The 16,539-nt window shown below is 62.5% G+C and carries 14 protein-coding genes; 3 read left to right on the top strand and 11 right to left on the bottom strand.

All coding sequences use genetic code 11. The features are described 5' to 3' along the window. Positions 1-11: 11 nt before the first annotated feature. Positions 12-923: an NAD(P)-dependent oxidoreductase gene (locus tag M2360_RS04370; protein WP_280773577.1), complete on the bottom strand. Its 912-nt coding sequence runs from the start codon at positions 921-923 to the stop codon at positions 12-14. A 222-nt stretch (positions 924-1,145) separates the two neighbouring features. On the opposite strand from M2360_RS04370, the gene M2360_RS04365 reads away from it, so the two are divergent. After that, complete coding sequence (locus M2360_RS04365) at positions 1,146-2,690, top strand: trimethylamine methyltransferase family protein (protein ID WP_280773165.1); 1,545 nt, start codon at positions 1,146-1,148, stop codon at positions 2,688-2,690. A gap of 28 nt (positions 2,691-2,718) precedes the next feature. Here the strand turns inward: M2360_RS04365 and M2360_RS04360 are convergent, their stop codons facing one another. The 5 genes from M2360_RS04360 to M2360_RS04340 all read right to left on the bottom strand — a co-directional run bounded on the left by M2360_RS04360 (position 2,719) and on the right by M2360_RS04340 (position 8,659). Then, the gene (locus tag M2360_RS04360) at positions 2,719-3,885 is read right to left on the bottom strand and encodes an aminotransferase (protein WP_280773575.1); all 1,167 of its coding nucleotides are present in this window, start codon (positions 3,883-3,885) and stop codon (positions 2,719-2,721) included. 86 nt (positions 3,886-3,971) lie between these two features. Then, positions 3,972-4,976, bottom strand: coding sequence for an ABC transporter ATP-binding protein (locus M2360_RS04355; RefSeq protein ID WP_280773164.1), 1,005 nt, complete (start codon positions 4,974-4,976; stop codon positions 3,972-3,974). A gap of 52 nt (positions 4,977-5,028) precedes the next feature. Next, the gene (locus M2360_RS04350) at positions 5,029-6,174 is read right to left on the bottom strand and encodes a carbohydrate ABC transporter permease (RefSeq protein WP_280773163.1); all 1,146 of its coding nucleotides are present in this window, start codon (positions 6,172-6,174) and stop codon (positions 5,029-5,031) included. Then, complete coding sequence (locus M2360_RS04345) at positions 6,174-7,184, bottom strand: sugar ABC transporter permease (protein WP_280773162.1); 1,011 nt, start codon at positions 7,182-7,184, stop codon at positions 6,174-6,176. Before M2360_RS04345 ends, M2360_RS04350 begins: the two co-directional genes overlap by 1 nt. 113 nt (positions 7,185-7,297) lie before the next feature. Next, complete coding sequence (locus M2360_RS04340) at positions 7,298-8,659, bottom strand: ABC transporter substrate-binding protein (protein ID WP_280773161.1); 1,362 nt, start codon at positions 8,657-8,659, stop codon at positions 7,298-7,300. Between the two features lie 435 nt (positions 8,660-9,094). Between M2360_RS04340 and M2360_RS04335 the strand changes: the two genes are divergently transcribed. Next, positions 9,095-10,114 carry a substrate-binding domain-containing protein gene (locus M2360_RS04335; RefSeq protein ID WP_280773160.1) on the top strand — a complete coding sequence of 340 codons (1,020 nt, stop codon included), beginning with the start codon at positions 9,095-9,097 and terminating at the stop codon, positions 10,112-10,114. On the opposite strand, the gene M2360_RS04330 is transcribed toward M2360_RS04335, so the two are convergent. After that, complete coding sequence (locus tag M2360_RS04330) at positions 10,115-11,011, bottom strand: AraC family transcriptional regulator (RefSeq protein ID WP_280773159.1); 897 nt, start codon at positions 11,009-11,011, stop codon at positions 10,115-10,117. It abuts the gene before it with no gap. Between the two features lie 281 nt (positions 11,012-11,292). Here M2360_RS04330 and M2360_RS04325 point away from each other — a divergent pair, with 281 nt between their 5' ends. After that, positions 11,293-11,730, top strand: coding sequence for a glyoxalase superfamily protein (locus M2360_RS04325; RefSeq protein WP_280773158.1), 438 nt, complete (start codon positions 11,293-11,295; stop codon positions 11,728-11,730). 49 nt (positions 11,731-11,779) lie between these two features. On the opposite strand, the gene M2360_RS04320 is transcribed toward M2360_RS04325, so the two are convergent. The 4 genes from M2360_RS04320 to M2360_RS04305 all read right to left on the bottom strand — a co-directional run bounded on the left by M2360_RS04320 (position 11,780) and on the right by M2360_RS04305 (position 16,475). Further along, the gene (locus tag M2360_RS04320; protein ID WP_280773157.1) at positions 11,780-13,792 is read right to left on the bottom strand and encodes a DEAD/DEAH box helicase; all 2,013 of its coding nucleotides are present in this window, start codon (positions 13,790-13,792) and stop codon (positions 11,780-11,782) included. Between the two features lie 160 nt (positions 13,793-13,952). After that, entirely contained in the window at positions 13,953-14,372 is a 420-nt protein-coding gene (locus M2360_RS04315) for a DUF2267 domain-containing protein (RefSeq protein ID WP_280773156.1), read from the bottom strand. A 4-nt stretch (positions 14,373-14,376) separates the two neighbouring features. Further along, positions 14,377-15,366, bottom strand: a complete 990-nt coding sequence (locus M2360_RS04310) for a WD40 repeat domain-containing protein (RefSeq protein WP_280773155.1) — start codon at positions 15,364-15,366, stop codon at positions 14,377-14,379. Further along, entirely contained in the window at positions 15,366-16,475 is a 1,110-nt protein-coding gene (locus M2360_RS04305; protein ID WP_280773154.1) for a GTP-binding protein, read from the bottom strand. The genes M2360_RS04310 and M2360_RS04305 overlap by 1 nt, the downstream gene beginning before the upstream one ends. Positions 16,476-16,539 lie beyond the last annotated feature (64 nt).

The raw sequence follows: 16,539 nt of genomic DNA, 5'->3' as shown, positions 1-16,539 counted from the left end.
CATACCAACAATCAGAGCTCCTCTGGAAAGCCCGGCGCCCGCAAATCGGTGCCGGTGGCGTCTTCCAGCAGCTTCACCACCTGCGACGACCAGGCTTGGCCGCCATAAAGCGACTTGGCGCGGATGAAGGTCTGCATGGCGTGGCTGGCGAGATCGAGCGGCACACCGAATTCCTTGCCGAAGCCCAGCGCAAAACCGAGATCCTTGATGGCGAGATCCATGGTGAAATTGATGTTGTAGCTGCCGTTCAGGATCACCTGGCCCTCGGTCTCATGCACGAAACTGTTGCCCGAGGACGCCTTGATGATGTTGAAGGCGTCGGTGAGGTCGATGCCGCCGCGCTTGGCCAGCATCAGCGCTTCGCCCGTGGCGATGAGGTGGATGAAGGCGAGCATGTTGGTGATCACCTTGATCACCGCCGCCTTGCCGAGCGGGCCGGCATGGAAAATATCGCCGCCCATGGCCTCAAGCGCCGGGCGATGTAGATCGAAGAGATCCTTGTCGCCGCCGGCGATGACGGTGATTTCGCCGCTTGCCGCTTTGTGCACGCCGCCGGTGACAGGGCTCTCCATCATCCGGACGCCCGTCCGGGCGGCGATCGCCGACAACCGCTCGACATCTTCAGAGCTTAGCGTGCTCATCTCGATCCAGGTCTGGCCAGAACGCGCGCCCTTGAGAATGCCGGTTTCGCCGGTCAGCACCAGTTCCGACACTTTCGGCGACGGCAGACAGGTGATCACCGCATCGCTCTTGCGCGCCGCCTCCTCAGGCGTCGCAGCCCATTCGGCGCCATCGGCGATGAGCGTCTCGGCGCATTTGGGGTCGATATCGTTGACGACGACATCGAAACCGGCGCGACGGAGGGACGAGGCGAGGTTGCGGCCGAGATGACCAAGGCCGATAAAGGCGTAACGCATATAGATGTTCTCCTGCTGTTGCCGGAAATCTTACGTCCCTCGCCCTGTGCGGCAACCAAAGAATAAACCTTCTGAGACATCGTCGAATTTTTGCATAAAGCCAAATTTACCCCGAACGCACAAATTCTAGCACTGCATTGGCGCTTTTTCCTTTGATTGCGCGTTTGCCGCGTTCGCGCTGGAATCCCCAGCATGGGAGCGCGCCGTTCAGGCGCAAGGGAGGTTTTCATGGATGATGTCTGCACCGTGTCCGCATCGCGAAGAGCCGGAGGCCGCGCCGCCCGCGTCGCCCAACGCGCAGCCCCTCTTGCCGATAATCTCCGGCCGATCCGTCCCGGCCTGTCAGGCGGGCAATACAAGCCGCTGACCGACGCCGGCGTCCAGCGCATCCATGAAGCGGCGCTCGAGGCGCTTGAAGTCATCGGCCTGTCGCAGGCGCCGGAGACGGGCGTGGAGGTCATGACCCGGGCCGGCGCGGTGTTGGGCGTCGATGGCCGCCTGCGCTTTCCGCGCGCGCTGGTCGAGGATATGCTGGCGCTCGCCGCCCGCGACATCACGCTGTTCGGCCGCGATGCGAAATACGACATGCAGCTTTCGGGCACCCGCACCTATTTCGGCACCGCCGGCGCGGCTGTGCATGTCGTGGATGTCGAAAAACGCGAATATCGTGAATCCACCTCAAAGGATCTGCTCGACGCCTCCAGGCTCGTGCATCACCTCGACAATATCCATTTCTTCCAGCGCGCCATGGTCTGCCGTGATGTCACCGACAATCTGCTGATGGACATGAACACGCTTTACGCCTGCTGCGCCGGCACGAGCAAGCATGTCGGCACCAGCTTCTCTGACCCTTCCCATGTGGGGGACGGTTTCGAGATGCTGCATATGATCGCCGGCAGCGAGGATCAGTGGCGCGCCAGACCCTTCGTGTCGAATTCCAACTGCTTCGTCGTTCCGCCGATGAAATTCGCCACCGAAAGCTGCCAGACCATGGAGCATTGCATCCGCGAGGGGATGCCCATTCTGCTCCTGTCGGCGGGCCAAGCCGGCGCTACCGCGCCCGCGCCGCTCGCAACCGCCATCGTGCAGGCGGTGGCGGAATGCCTGGCGGGCGTCGTCTATGTCAACGCCATGGCGCCGGGCCATCCCGCCATCTTCGGAACCTGGCCTTTCGTGTCGGATCTACGCACCGGCGCGATGTCGGGCGGCTCGGGCGAACAGGGACTGCTGTCGGCCGGCTGCGCCCAGATGCACCATTTCTACGGCCTGCCGGGCGGCGCTGCCGGCGGCATGTCGGATTCCAAGCTGCCTGACATGCAGGCGGGCTGGGAACAGGGCATCCTCAATGTGCTCGCCGGTCTCTCAGGCCTCAACATGGTCTATGAATCGGTCGGCATGCACGCCTCACTGCTCGGCTTCTGCCTGGAATCGCTGGTGCTGGGCGATGACATGCTCGGCCAGGTGCAACGCTGCGTGCGCGGCATCGACGTGACCGAGGATTCCGTGTCGATCGACACGATGAAATCGGTCTGCCTGGAAGGCCCCGGCCATTATCTCGGCCATGAACAGACGCTGCAAGTGATGCAGACCGAATATGTCTATCCTGCCGTCGCCAACCGTTCGAGCCCGAAGGAATGGGTCGAACTCGGCCGTCCCGACCTCGTGCAAAAGGCGATCGAGCGCAAGAACCGCATTCTCCGCGACGCCGCTCCGAGCCTGATCGACCCGATCGCCGATCAGGCCATTCGCGAGCGCTGGCAGATCTATTGCTGAACAAACAGGTAAGCGATGACTTCCGGTTCTAGAGCCGGAAGTCCTTAAGCCGCTCGGTCAACAGGCTGATCGTCTGGGCGTCCGCATTGGCGAAGGCGAAGCGCAGGTGGTTGTCCTGGCCTTCACCGAAATAGATCCCCGGCAGGCAGACGATCCCCGCCTCCCGCGCCAGTTTCTCCGCAACTCGCTCGGAGGGCTGGCCGGTAAAGGGATGACGGATATAGGCGAAATAGGCGCCGATGGCGTCGAGCGACCAATCCGGCAAAGCTTGCATGACCGTCTTCAACGCCTCGACACGCCGGGAAATCTCCGCCTTGTTGGCTCTCCGCCAATCGGCCAGCGCCGGAATGGCCTTTGCGAGCGCGGCCTGGGCGGCGCGGGGCGCGCAGATCTGCAGATTGTCCATCACCTTGGCGACCTGATCGACGAGCCCAGGCCCGCCCATGACCGCGCCGAGCCGATGGCCGGGAATGCAATAGGATTTCGAAAAACTATAGGTGAGGATCAGCCCCTCCTCCCAGTTCTCGACCGACATCAGCCCATGCGGGGCTGCTTCGCCATCGATGAAATCGCGATAGGTCTCATCCAGAATCAGCCAGGCGTCATGCTTGCGGCAAAGCCCGAAGATCTCCGCGAGCAGATCGGCGGGATAGACGGCGCCGGTGGGATTGTTCGGGCTCACCACCGCAAACGCCTTCACGCCGGTTTTCAGCACCGCCTCGACATCGGCGACATCGGGCAGAAACCCGTTCTCCTGTCGGCAGGCCACCGTCTTGACGCTGATGCCGAGCATGGCGAGCGTGGTTTCCATGTTGAAATAGAAAGGCCGCGTCAGCGCGATCGCGTCACCCGGTCCGGCCACCGCCATGGCGGCGCAGAGGAAAGCCTGATTGGCGCCCGAGGTGATGTGGACATTGTCAGCCGTCACATCGACGCCATAGAGGCTGGCGACATGGGCTGCATAGGCCTGCCGCAGCGCATCCTCGCCCTCGATCGCGCCATAACCGGTATAGGCTGCCGAGCCTGCGGCTTCCGAGAGCCACGTCAACATATCCGGGTGCGGCGGATAGCCCGGCACCGCCTGGCTGAGATCGATCTTCGGCCCGCGCGAGCCGTCATAGGCCTGCGCCCAGGCAAGCACGGAGGGGATCGGCGGCGGCGACAGACGGGCGACAAGAGGATTGAAGGCGGGCATGCGAGGCTCCATGACAGTGTCGCGCCGCATCAGGCGCGATCCTGTGCAAGGATGTGGCGCATGCGCCCCAAACAGTCAATCCAGCCTCAGGCGACGGGCCGACCGTCGGCGCCGAAGCGGTGCATCTTGCCCTCCTGCGCCTTCACCGACACCGTATCGCCGGTATTGTAGCGGGTGGTCCCGTTCTCGCGCACGGTGAGCGGCTCGTCGGCGCCGATCTCAAGATAGAGATAGGAATCCGCGCCGAGCTTTTCGGTATGAATCACCTTGCCGCCCCACTGGCCGCCGCTCTCGACGACATCCAGATGCTCAGGGCGCACGCCGATGGTCGTGCAGCCAAAGGGTTCGGCGAGCTTGCCGCCCAGAAGGTTCATCTTGGGCGAGCCGATGAAGCCGGCGACAAACAGCGATTGCGGATTTTCATAGAGCTCCAAGGGCGTGCCGACCTGCTCAATCTTGCCGGCCGAGAGCACGACGATGCGGTCGGCCAGCGTCATCGCTTCAACCTGGTCATGCGTCACATAGATCATGATCGCATCCGACATGCTCTCATGCAGCTTGGCGATCTCGATACGGGTGGCGACGCGCAGCGCCGCATCCAGGTTCGACAGCGGCTCGTCGAACAGGAAGACCTTGGGATTGCGCACGATGGCGCGGCCGATGGCGACGCGCTGACGCTGACCGCCGGAAAGCGCCTTGGGCAAACGGTCGAGATAGGGCGTGAGTTGCAATATGTCGGCCGCGCCACGCACCCGCTTGTCGATCTCGGCCTGCGAGGCCTTGGCGATACGCATGCCGAAGGCCATGTTGTCATAGACGGTCATATGCGGATAGAGCGCATAGGACTGGAACACCATGGCGATGCCGCGCTTGGAGGGCGGCACGTCATTGACCAGCTCGCCATCAATGAACATCTCGCCAGAGGAGATGTCTTCAAGGCCCGCGATCATGCGCAACAGCGTCGATTTCCCGCAGCCCGAGGGACCGACGAAGACGACGAATTCGCCTTTATTGACCTCAAGATCGACGCCATGGATCACCTTGATCGCGCCATAAGACTTCTTGATGTCCTTGAGAACCACCCCGTTCATGCGTTTGCTCCCTCGAATTTTTCTTCTTTGTTTTCAACTGCGCCTGTCATTGTCAGCCTCCCTTCACCGAACCTGCGAGCAGGCCGCGCACCAGGAAGCGCTGCAGGGTGAAGAACACCAGAAGCGGCACGATGATGGTGATGAAGGCCGAAGCGGTGAGGATTTCCCAATTGCCGCCGCGCGAGCCGAGCAGGTTGACCAAGCGTCCGGTGAGAACCAATTCGTCATTGCCGGCGCCCAAAAACACCATGGCGACCAGAAGGTCGTTCCAGGTCCAGAGGAACTGGAAGATCGAGAAGGAGGCGAGCGCCGGAAAGGAGAGCGGCAGCACGATTTTGACAAAGATTTCGAAATCGGAGGCGCCGTCGACGCGGGCGGATTCCATGATCTCCTTCGGCAGGCCGGCCATGTAGTTGCGCAAGAGATAGATGGCGAGCGGCAGGCCGAACCCCATATGGGCGAGCCAGATGCCGAGATAGGTCTTGGACGGCACGCCGAAAAAGGCGCCGACGCCATTGTAGAATTTCAGCAGCGGGATAAGCGACATCTGCAGCGGCACGACGAGCAGGCCGACCACCACCGCAATCAGGATCGAGCGGCCGGGAAACTTCATCCAGGCCAGCGCATAGGCCGCAAACGCCGCAACCAGGATCGGGATGACTGTGGAGGGGATCGCCACCGTCAGGGAATTGATGAAGGACGAGCCGATGCCGGCCGAGGTCAGCACTTCGCGATAATTGTCGAGCGTGAAGCGCGGCGGGGTCTCGCTGACCACCACGAAACGCTGACCGCGCGAGCCTTCCATGCGGGTGGGCGAGGTGATCTCGAAGGAACCGTCTTCCTTCACTGTCATCTTGGCGCCGTCGCGCAGATCGGCGCTGTCGCCGGGCTTGAAGGCGTCGGGCGCTTGCGTGCTCACACCCCAGGCGGCGACCTTGCCGCCACGGCCTTCGAGGGCGTTGCCGGAGATCACGAAGGCGCCGTCGCGTTCGACCTGTTCTTCAGGCGACGGCGCGCGATAAACGATGTTCTGCCGCGAGGTCGATAGCGCCGTCCACCAGCCGGATACAGCCAGTTGGTTTTTGTCGCGGAAGGAGGAGATGAACAGGCCGGCTGTCGGCAGCGTCCACAGCGCGACGATCAGCAGAACCGAGAGATGAACGACCCAGATCAGCGGGGATTTCTTGCTCGCATACATCAGCGACCCTCCATCTCGGCCCGCGCATTGCGGATGTTCCAGATCATGATCGGGATGACCAGCGCCATGATGACGATGGCGATCGCCGCGCCGCGGCCGAAATCGCCGCCGCCACGGAACATCCAGTCGAACATCAGATTGGCGAGCACCTGCGTCTGCCATTGCCCATTGGTCATGGCCAGCACGATGTCGAACACCTTGAGGACGAGAATGGTGATCGTCGTCCATACCACGGCGATAGTGCCCCAGATCTGCGGCACCATGATCTTGAAGAAGATCTGGAAGCCGTTGGCTCCGTCGATAACAGCCGCCTCGATCGTTTCTTCAGGAATGCCGCGCAGCGCCGCCGACAGGATGACCATGGCGAAGCCGGTCTGGATCCAGATCAGGATCGCCATCAGGAAAAAGTTGTTCCAGAAAGGGATGGTGATCCAGGCTTGCGGTTCAAAGCCGAGCATGACCACGAAGGCGTTGAGGATGCCGATCTGCTCGGAGCCGACATCGCGATAATCATAGACGAATTTCCAGATCACCGCCGCGCCGACGAAAGAAATCGCCATGGGCATGAAGATGAGAGACTTGGCGATGTTGCCCCACCAGATCCTGTCGGTCAGCACCGCGATGACGAGGCCGAAAAACGTCGCCAGGGCGGGTACAACGAGAAGCCACAGGAAATTGTTGAGGATCGACTCGCGGAACTGCGTGTCGCCAAGCATCCAGATGTAATTGTAGAATCCCACGAATTCCTGGCCATCCTTGCCATGGAAGGAGAGCCGAATGGATTCGATCACCGGATAGATGAGATAAAGCGTCAGCGCGATGAACGCCGGGCCGAGAAACAGCCAGGGACGGATAAGAGCGGCGCGGCGCATATTGCGCGCAGCCGCAGCGGCGTTTGCGCCGCGCGACGGAAGCACGAGATCGAGCAGAAAATTCGACAGGAAAAAATAGGCGGCGCAGCCCGCCACCCCGGCGATCATCGTCACTACGGCGTAAAGCAATTGCTCCATCGCTGGGCCCCTCCCCTGAAGACCGCGACACTTCTTTCGTTATGATGGGTGTGCGGGTGAGGCCGCGCTCATTGCAGCCTCACCCCGACGCTACCGGCCAAATACCGGAGAGCTTACTTCAGCGCGTCCCAGGCCTTCTGAATTTCGCCGCCGACATCCTCAGCCGACTTGCCGCCGGCATAATCGACCATGCCGGTCCAGAAGGCGCCGGCGCCGATCTTGCCGGGCATCAGGTCGGAACCGTCGAAGCGGAAGGTCGTGGCTTGGGTGAGAATTTCACCCATCTTCTTGGAGGGCTCGTTGGCGTAGGCGTCCGGATTGGCCTTCTTGAACGGCGTCAGGAAGCCGGACTGAGCCATCCACACTTCATGGGCAATCGGCGTCTGCAGCCAGGCGACGAAGGCGCGGGCGACAGGCGAATCCTTGGTGATCGCCACCAGCGTGCCGGCGCCGAGCACCGGATTGCCGAGATCGGGCTTGGAGGCGTAGGGCGGCAGATAGAAGAAGTCCGCATCCTGTCCAAGCTTCGTGCCTTCCGGGAAGAAGGAGGGAATGAACGACGCCTGGCGGTGCAGGTAGCACTTGGGCGGCGAGGAGAACATGCCCTTGGGGCTGTCGCGGAAATCGGTGGAGGCCACCGCCTTGGCGCCGCCGTCGACATAGGCGTCGTTGCGGGCGAACCAGCCAAATTCGTTGATCGCGCCGACCACGGCCGGATCATTGAAGGGGATCTCGTTGGTGACCCACTTGTCGTAGACCTCAGGCTTCTGCGTACGCAGCATCATGTCTTCGACCCAGTCGGTCGCCGGCCAGCCAGTTGCGCCGCCCGAACCCAGCCCGATGCACCAGGGCTTGTGGCCGTCGGCGGCGATCTTCTCGGTCAGCGCCTTCAACTCTTCCATGGTCTTGGGGACTTCATAGCCCGCATCTTCGAAATTGTCGGGCGAATACCAGACCAGCGACTTCAGGTCGGCCTTGTAGGGAAAAGCGTAGAAATGGTCGGCGCCGTCCTTGCCCTTGTAGCTGCCGAGCTTCACCCAGGAGTCGCCAGCGGCGTAGTTGTCGGTCATCCACTTGGCGGCCTCGGCGCCGAGGTCAACCAGGAAGCCCTTCGAGGCGAGATCGGCCAGAAGGCCTGGCTGCGGCAGAACGGCGATATTGGGCGGGCTGCCGGCCTGCGTATCGATGACGATCTGCTGCTCGTAGTTTTCGGAAGAAGAATAGTTCACGGTCGCGCCGGTCGCTTCTTCGAAATAGGCGAGCATCGACTTGACCAGCGCCTCATCCTCGCCGCGCCACGGACCGAAGATAGTCAGCGTCTGACCTTTCACATCACCATGAGCGGACTTGAACTCCTCAAAGCTCGCCCAGTTGAAACGGCTGTCTTCGCCCGGCTTGAACTTGAGATCGGCGGCGCTCGCGGCGCCCGCCATCAAGGCCAAAGCCGCCACAGACATCAAAAAGGTGTTCTTCATTCGGTAATCCTCCCTGGATCGGATAAAATAAGGACGCGGCCTTCGCCTGCCGTCCCTCCCTGCAAGCGTCTATCCTCAGTCTTTCGAATATCTGTCAATAAGATATTGAAAGCGCTTTAAATGATTAAAGCGTCTTTAAGGGTTGAGTGTCAAGGGCGCAGCGACAAGAATTTGGACGCGCCCCGCCATCTGAGCGTGCATTGCCTCATATAATCGTTTATTATCAATCCGAAAGCGATTAAGTCAGACTTATCGGGCGAAACGCTCCTGCGCGCCCCTCGAAGACTGCATCGGCAGGCATGATAAAAAACAATTGATGGCGCTTTCAATTATCAAGCGCCTATCGTAGGGTTCTTGAAAGTACGGCGCCGGCATGGCGACAGGAGGATCGCCATGCGCGGTTTAACCCGGCGCCGGCAATCCGAGGAGGCCACCATGAACTTGAAAGAGTTCGCCAAATCCATCGGCATGAGCCAGACCACCGTCAGCCGCGCGCTTTCAGGCTATCCCGAGGTCAAGCTGGAAACGCGCGAGAAGATCCTCCGGCTGGCGCAGGAACTCGGCTACCATCCCAATCGCGCCGCCGCCGGTCTTGCCACGGGCCGAGCCGGAGCCGTCGGCATTGTCATGCGCGAAGGGCTGGGATTCGACCCCAACACCACCGAATTCATGGCCGGCCTCGGCAGTCGGCTGGAGACCCGCCAGATCGACATCCTGATCACCGTTGTCGAAGACAGGCAGGCCGAACTCGCCGCCTACCGCCGCCTCGCCGCTTCCAAACGCGTCGACGCGGTCATCCTGCACACGCCGACCTTGGATGACGACCGTATGCAATTCCTCAAGGAATTGAACATGCCGTTCATCGTCCATGGGCGCGGCGACGACCATGGCGGATATCCCTGGCTCGATATCGACAATCTCGGCGCCATGTACCGCGCGACGGGTTACCTGCTCGATATCGGCCACAAGCGCATTGGGCTGATCAACGGCGCCAAGGGCGACACCTTCGCTGAACATCGCGAACAGGGCTATCGCCGCGCGTTGAAAGAGCGTGGCTTGCAGGCCCCGGACATGCTGGTGGTCAACGGCCTGTTCACCGACGATATCGGCTACCGCGCCATGCAGGATTTTCTCGCGCTGCCGGAGCCGCCGACGGCGGTGCTGGCAGGCTCGATGATGAGCGCGCTCGGGGTGATGCGCGCGGTGCGCTCCGCAGGTCTGCAGCTCGGCCGCGACATGTCGCTGATCGCCCATGACGACGTGTTCAACTATATCAACGCCGACAATATGGTGCCGACGGTGTCGACGACACGTTCGTCGATGCGCGAAGCCGGCGTCAGGATCGGCGACATTCTCCTGCAGATGCTGGCCGGCCGCGATGTCGCCAATCATCACGAAATCTGGCCGGTGGAACTGGTGCTGCGCGAATCCACCTGTCCGCCGGCAAACGCCTGATCACGGCCAGTCGGCATAATCGGATGAAACCGGAACCGCGCCGCCAGAGGCCGTGCTCGCCGCATGCGCGCGATATTTGGCGGGCGAAAGCCCGGTGCGACGCTTGAAGAAATGGCTGAAATTGGCCGGATCGCGAAACCCCAGCGTATCGGAAATATCCTGAACGCTGTGCCCCGACCGTTCGAGACGCAGGCGCGCTTCCTGGGTCAGGCGATCATGGATCAACTCGATTGGCGAACGGCCGAGCGACCGGCTGCAGATGGCGTGCAGCCGGTCGGCGCTGACGCCCAGTTCCCGCGCATAGCGGGAGACGGCCCAGTGCTGCCGAAAGTGGGTTTCGACCAACTGCCGGAATCTCTGCAGGATTGGCCCGCTTCCGCCGCGATGCGGCTCTGGCTGCTGCGCAGGCGCAGCCAGCCGCCAGGCCAACATATAGATCAGCCTGACATAGGCGGCGGCGGCCATGCGCGAACCGCGCCCAGCCTCATGCGTTTCGGCGATCGCCCCTTGAAACAGCAGTGTGAACTCCGCGCGCGGCCCGGTCGCCAGATGCTCAGTCACAGCTCTTCCGCCGGCGAACAGGCGCAGGGCCGGCGATTCCGCGTGGTCGCCAAAAGCTTCGGCGATAATATCGGGCGACACGCCGAGCAAGAAGCCATGGCTGCCGGCGGCAAAGGCGATCGCCTCGCCCTCGGACGGCGGCGCCAGCATCAGCGCCGGCCCCTGGATCTGTCGCGACGTCTCCGCGTAGCGATGCTCCGCCTTGCCGGCGGCAATGAAAACCAGATGATGAAACCAGCGATGCGGCGCCCTGCCCACGCGCAAGACGCGCTGGGCGATCGTCGGCTCGATCACCTCGGCGCGGACATGATGGTGAATCGACGTCTCGAACGGCATGCGCACGCATTCCGGAATTGAAGAGCGAATAATACCAAGGATGCTTGATATGCGCCCTCGGCTTACGAGAAAATGCGCGACAGCGCCAGAGACCTCCCTGCCGCGGTTTGACTTTCGCGCCAGGACCGCTTAGCTGAGCGCCAAGGGATGGAAACCCCTGCCGCCCGCGGTCTCAGGACATGGTGAAGTTTCCGGCGCGATCTCTTCTGTCGTCCAAATGAGGCGTTTCGCCTTGGCAATGCGGGTCCCAAGCAGAATCAAACGCCGCCATGAGGACCGCCATGAGCGAAACATCCCGCCTACCCTCCCTGGAGGAGATCAAGGCCCAGGCGCGCCGCCTCCGCGACGCGCTGACGGGTCAGGGTGCGACCGTCACCCATTCGAAATCCCTCGAACTGATTGCCGCTCAATACGGCTTTCGCGATTGGAACACGCTTCACGCTCGACTTGGAAACGCGCCGCCGCCGCGACTTCAGGTCGGCGACCACGCCTCCGGGCTCTATCTCGGCAAACCGTTCCGCGGCAAGGTCGTGTCGCTGCAACGCATGAGCAGCGCTGACGGCGTGATACGCGTCGCTTTCGATTTCGACGAGCCGGTCAATGTATCGAAATTCGAGAGTTTCGATGTGTTCCGGAAGCGCGTCGTCTGCACGCTGGGACCGGATGGCCGCACGGTGGAGAAGACCTCCGACGGAGCGCCGCATCTGCAACTGATCTGAGCAAAGCAAAACGCGCTCCCCGAAACAGGGAGCGCGTGAATTTCGTGGATCAGCCGTTGCTCTTCTTCTTGCGCTTGGGCTTTTCGTCGCCCCCAGGGGCAGGCTTGGCCCAATCCTTGCCGGGGCGATCGGCAGGCGGACGGTCCTGATAGGCGGAACGGTCGCCGCCAAAATCCACCTTGCGGCCGAACTTCTTCTTCGGCGCGCCGCCGAAATCATCGGCGGCCGTTTCGCCGCGACGGCTCGCGGGCTTCTCCTGCTGCGGCTTTTCCCAGCTGGTCTTGCGGTCATCGCTGCGCGGGCGCTCGTCGCGGCGATCCTGCGGCTTGCGGTCGCCATAGACCTTGCGCTCGCCCTGGGGCTTGCGGTCGCCATCGACGCGGGGACTGCTGCGCGTCGGACGCAGATCCGGCTCGCCTTCGACCAGCCTCAGGCGCATGCCGCGCTCGAGCGTTTTGTTGGGGCCAATTTCGAACAGGAAGCTTTCAAGGCTTTCTGAGGCGATCTGGACGAAGGTTTCGTCCTGCTGCATCTTGATCGCGCCGATATCGTTCTTGGTGATATTGCCGGAGCGGCAAAGCAGCGGGATCAGCCAGCGCGGCTCTGCGTTCTGCTTGCGGCCGACTGACAAGGCGACCCAGGTGCTGGGGCCGAAATCTTCGCGGCGACGCGGCGCGACATCGTCGCGTCCCACCGGACGCTCTCCTTCGCGCGGCGCGCGGCGATTGGCCCCGCCTTCGGCGACCTGGCCGATATCAACCAATTCTTCCGGCGCCGAACGACCGGCGCGGTAAAGTCTCAGGAAGGCCGCGGCCACCTGGGCGGCGCCGTGGGTCTCGATCAGACGCGCGCCGACTTCGGTCTCGTCTTCGGCGGCGATCCGCGTCAGCATCTCATCGGCCATAAGCCGGTCATCATCGCGGGCATTCACCTCGTCGGCGGACGGCGGCGCGGCCCAGACGGCGCGCACGCTGGCGGCCTGCAGCAGCCGTTCAGCCTTGCGGCGAGCGCTGGTCGGCACGATGACCGCGCTGACGCCCTTGCGACCGGCGCGACCGGTGCGGCCGGAGCGATGCAACAGCGTCTCGGGGTTGGTCGGCAGGTCAGCGTGAATGACGAGTTCGAGATTGGGCAGATCGATGCCGCGCGCGGCGACGTCGGTCGCGATGCAGACGCGGGCGCGACCATCACGCATGGACTGCAGCGCATGGCTGCGTTCGTTCTGACTGAGCTCGCCCGACAGCGCCACCACGGTGAAGCCGCGATTGTGCAGCCGCGCGGTCAAATGATTGACGGCCGCGCGCGTGTTGCAGAACACGATGGCGTTGGGCGCTTCGTAATAGCGCAGCACATTGACGATGGCGTTGTCGCGGTCCGCCGGAGCGCAGACGAGCGCGCGATACTCAATATCGACATGCTGCTTCTGCTCGGAGGCGGTGGCGATCCGGATCGCGTCGCGCTGGAAGCTCTCGGCCAATTTGGCGATCGGCTTGGACACGGTGGCCGAGAACATCAGCGTCCGGCGTTCCTCAGGCGAGGATTCGAGAATGAATTCGAGATCTTCGCGGAAGCCGAGATCGAGCATTTCATCGGCCTCGTCCAGCACCACGGCGCGGATGGCCGACAGGTCCAGAGACTGGCGGGTAATGTGGTCGCGCAGGCGGCCAGGCGTGCCGACCACGATATGGGCGCCGCGCTCAAGCGCGCGCCGCTCGTTGCGCATATCCATGCCGCCGACGCAAGTGGCGATCTGAGCGCCGGCCTCGGCATAGAGCCATTCGAGTTCGCGCGCCACCTGCAGCGCCAGTTCGCGCGTGGGCGCGATCGCAAGCGCCAGGGGCGCCGCGGCGCGGTCGAAACGGGCTTTGCCGGCCAGCAGCGTCGGGGCCAGCGCCAGGCCGAAGGCAACCGTCTTGCCAGAGCCCGTTTGCGCCGACACCAGCGCGTCGCGGCCTTCGAGTTCCGGCGCGAGCACAGCCTTCTGTACCGGGGTCAAGTCGGAATAGCCGCGTTTTTCGAGCGCGACGGCCAGCGCCGGCTCAAGAGCTTGAATATCTGTCATTCCATGTCTTTCGGATGCTGTTGCGACCGGCGGACCAAGGGCCCCTGAAGTCGCGCGACGCCATTTGCTGCGCCGCAAATCGGAATTGGCGCGTACATAGGCGCATTATGGGCAAATGTACAGGGAAAAGGCCAAAGACGCATGATTTACGGGCCAATGGTTAAGCGGCCCAGTAGTTCCGCGCCGCTTCCGGCATCGGGGCGAGCGCCCGGTCGAGCGTCGTTTGATCCATGCTGGCGCGCAGCGCCCGCGCCACGGCGAGAATGCTGTCGTCGTCCGCAAGGTTATGGTCGCGCCTGTTGGCGCGCACTTGCCGGCTGAGTTCGGCGCGGTCGGGAAATGGCGGCGTCTCCGCGACCGGCCGCCAATTCTCGACGAAGATCGCGCGCAACACCGCCGGCAGCGCGTCGGCGAAGACCAGCGCGTCGGCGACCGTCAGATGGGCGCGAAAAACGTGCAACACCGCCCGCGTCACCGCATAAGCGCGATGACGCGTCTCCAGCGTGGTCAGATCGAGAAGCTCGATCATGAAGCGATCGAAATCTCGGCTGGCATAGGCGTACTCGGTGGGAACGGTCATCAGTCTATGCCGAAATATCCACCACGCCGCAGTCGCCGGCTTCCGAAGCGAAGGCGAGCAGCTTGCCATTCTGCGACCAGCTCATGCCTGAGATCGCGCCCTTGCCAGGTCGGCGCAGAAGCGCCTCCTTCTCATCCGCGAGCCGCACACCGAGGATCATGCCGTCGATGAAGCCAATGGCCAGCACCTCCTCATTCGGATGAAACGCGACTGCGGTCACCATGATATTGGCCCGCGTGCCGAGTTCGAGCGGCGCCTTGCCCATGGGGCCGTCCTTCGACGAAAACGGCCAGACAATGGCTGCGGGCGCGCCCGACGAGGCCAGCCATTTGCCCTTCGGCGACCAGGAGAGCGACTTCACCTTGGCGGGATAGCCGCTCATGCGCATATGCCGGGTTTCCTCGCCGGGCTTGAGATCGAGCTTCCAGCCATGCAGCGCGGTTTCCTGCATGGCGGTGACGAGGAAGCGGCCGTCCGGCGAAAACGTCACGAAAGTATGCGCGCCTTTCCATTCGAGATCGACGGGAGCGCCATTCGTGCCGGCCCAATGGAGCGTGACGCCATTATAGCGGGCGACGCCGATACGCAGCCCCTTGGGCGCGAAGGCCAGATGCTCGATGGTCCGCTGTTCGGTGAATTCCCGCCGCTTGCCGTCAGCGGTGACCACCACCGCCGTCTTGCCATGCGCAAAACCAACCGCGCCCGATGGACCCGCCGCCACTGCAGTGATCCATTTGCGGGGCGCTTCCGCGACCTGAGCGACCGATCCGTCGGCCGAGATGCGCTGCACCTTGCCGTCTTCGCCGCCGGTGATGAGCGACTTGGTTGCAGGATCGACGACAGCGGTCAACAGGCCATGATGGGCTTCTGAGACCTTGTGGCCATTGTCGAGACGGTGGATCTCGCCCGAGGAGGCGGCGAAAAACGGCGTTTCACCCAGAAAGAAGGCCCCGTAGACGTGGCCTTCCAGATCAAGCGGCGCGACTGTGGGCATCAGGCGGCCTCACAGGCCTTGAAGCTTTCCTCGATCTTCTTGCGGTCGAGATCGCGGCCGATGAAGACGAGACGGCTTTCCCGCTTTTCGCCTTCCTTCCACGGACGTTGATGATTGCCCTCGATGATCATGTGCACGCCCTGCACCACATAGCGCTCCTCGTCCTGGTCAAACGCGATGATGCCCTTGAGGCGAAGAATATTCGGGCCCTGAACCTGGGTGATCTTCTCGATCCACGGGAAGAACTTCTTCGGATTCATCTGGCCGCCGCGCAACGAGATCGACTGCACCGTCACATCGTGAATGGCCGAAGGCGCGTGATGATGATCGTGGCCATGCGCATGGTCGTGGTCGTGATCGTGATGATCATGATCGTGGTGATGATGGTCGTGATCATGGTCATGATGGTGATGATCGCAATCGGGACCGCAGGCATGGTCCTCATGGCCATGCTCGAGGAAATGCGGATCGTTTTCCAGCGCCCGCTCCAGATCGAACGCGCCCTGATCAAGGACCTTGGATAGATCGACATTCGAACGTTCGGTGCGATGGATTCGCGCCGAAGGATTGATCACCCGGATCACCGCCTCGATATTGGCCAGTTCTTCGGGCGTCACGAGATCGGTTTTATTGAGCAGCACGACATCGGCGAAGGCCAGCTGGTCTTCGGCTTCGCGGCTATCCTTGAGGCGCAGCGGCAGATGCTTGGCGTCGACAAGCGTGACGACGGCGTCGAGCTGGGTCTTGGAACGCACGTCCTCGTCCATGAAGAAGGTCTGCGCCACCGGCACCGGATCGGCAAGACCTGTGGTCTCGACGATGATGGCGTCGAAGCGGCCCGGACGGCGCATCAGGCCTTCGACCACGCGGATCAGGTCGCCGCGCACCGTGCAGCAGATGCAGCCATTGTTCATCTCATAGATTTCTTCATCCGACTCGACGATCAGATCGTTGTCGATGCCGATCTCGCCGAATTCGTTGACGATCACGGCATAGCGTTTGCCGTGGCTCTCGGTGAGAATACGGTTGAGCAGCGTCGTTTTGCCGGCGCCGAGATAGCCGGTGAGCACGGTGACGGGAATGGGCTTGGCGGTCTGGGTTTCGGTCATGAGGCTTCCTCGCGGAATGTAATATTATATCATCGGCGCTCTATATAGGAGAGTTGCCGGCCAA

Source organism: Rhizobium sp. SG_E_25_P2, assembly GCF_029892285.1.
Classification (GTDB): Bacteria; Pseudomonadota; Alphaproteobacteria; order Rhizobiales; family Rhizobiaceae; genus Rhizobium_E.
The sequence above is the reverse complement of the archived record's forward strand: the minus strand, read 5'-3'. Positions and strand labels throughout refer to the sequence as shown.

Coding starts and splice junctions, on each gene's coding strand:
- M2360_RS04365 (WP_280773165.1), top strand. CDS start 1,146: ATGGATGATGTCTGCACCGTGTCCGCATCGCGAAGAGCCGGAGGCCGC.
- M2360_RS04360 (WP_280773575.1), bottom strand. CDS start 3,885: ATGCCCGCCTTCAATCCTCTTGTCGCCCGTCTGTCGCCGCCGCCGATC.
- M2360_RS04355 (WP_280773164.1), bottom strand. CDS start 4,976: ATGAACGGGGTGGTTCTCAAGGACATCAAGAAGTCTTATGGCGCGATC.
- M2360_RS04350 (WP_280773163.1), bottom strand. CDS start 6,174: ATGTATGCGAGCAAGAAATCCCCGCTGATCTGGGTCGTTCATCTCTCG.
- M2360_RS04345 (WP_280773162.1), bottom strand. CDS start 7,184: ATGGAGCAATTGCTTTACGCCGTAGTGACGATGATCGCCGGGGTGGCG.
- M2360_RS04340 (WP_280773161.1), bottom strand. CDS start 8,659: ATGAAGAACACCTTTTTGATGTCTGTGGCGGCTTTGGCCTTGATGGCG.
- M2360_RS04335 (WP_280773160.1), top strand. CDS start 9,095: ATGAACTTGAAAGAGTTCGCCAAATCCATCGGCATGAGCCAGACCACC.
- M2360_RS04330 (WP_280773159.1), bottom strand. CDS start 11,011: ATGCCGTTCGAGACGTCGATTCACCATCATGTCCGCGCCGAGGTGATC.
- M2360_RS04325 (WP_280773158.1), top strand. CDS start 11,293: ATGAGCGAAACATCCCGCCTACCCTCCCTGGAGGAGATCAAGGCCCAG.
- M2360_RS04320 (WP_280773157.1), bottom strand. CDS start 13,792: ATGACAGATATTCAAGCTCTTGAGCCGGCGCTGGCCGTCGCGCTCGAA.
- M2360_RS04315 (WP_280773156.1), bottom strand. CDS start 14,372: ATGACCGTTCCCACCGAGTACGCCTATGCCAGCCGAGATTTCGATCGC.
- M2360_RS04310 (WP_280773155.1), bottom strand. CDS start 15,366: ATGCCCACAGTCGCGCCGCTTGATCTGGAAGGCCACGTCTACGGGGCC.
- M2360_RS04305 (WP_280773154.1), bottom strand. CDS start 16,475: ATGACCGAAACCCAGACCGCCAAGCCCATTCCCGTCACCGTGCTCACC.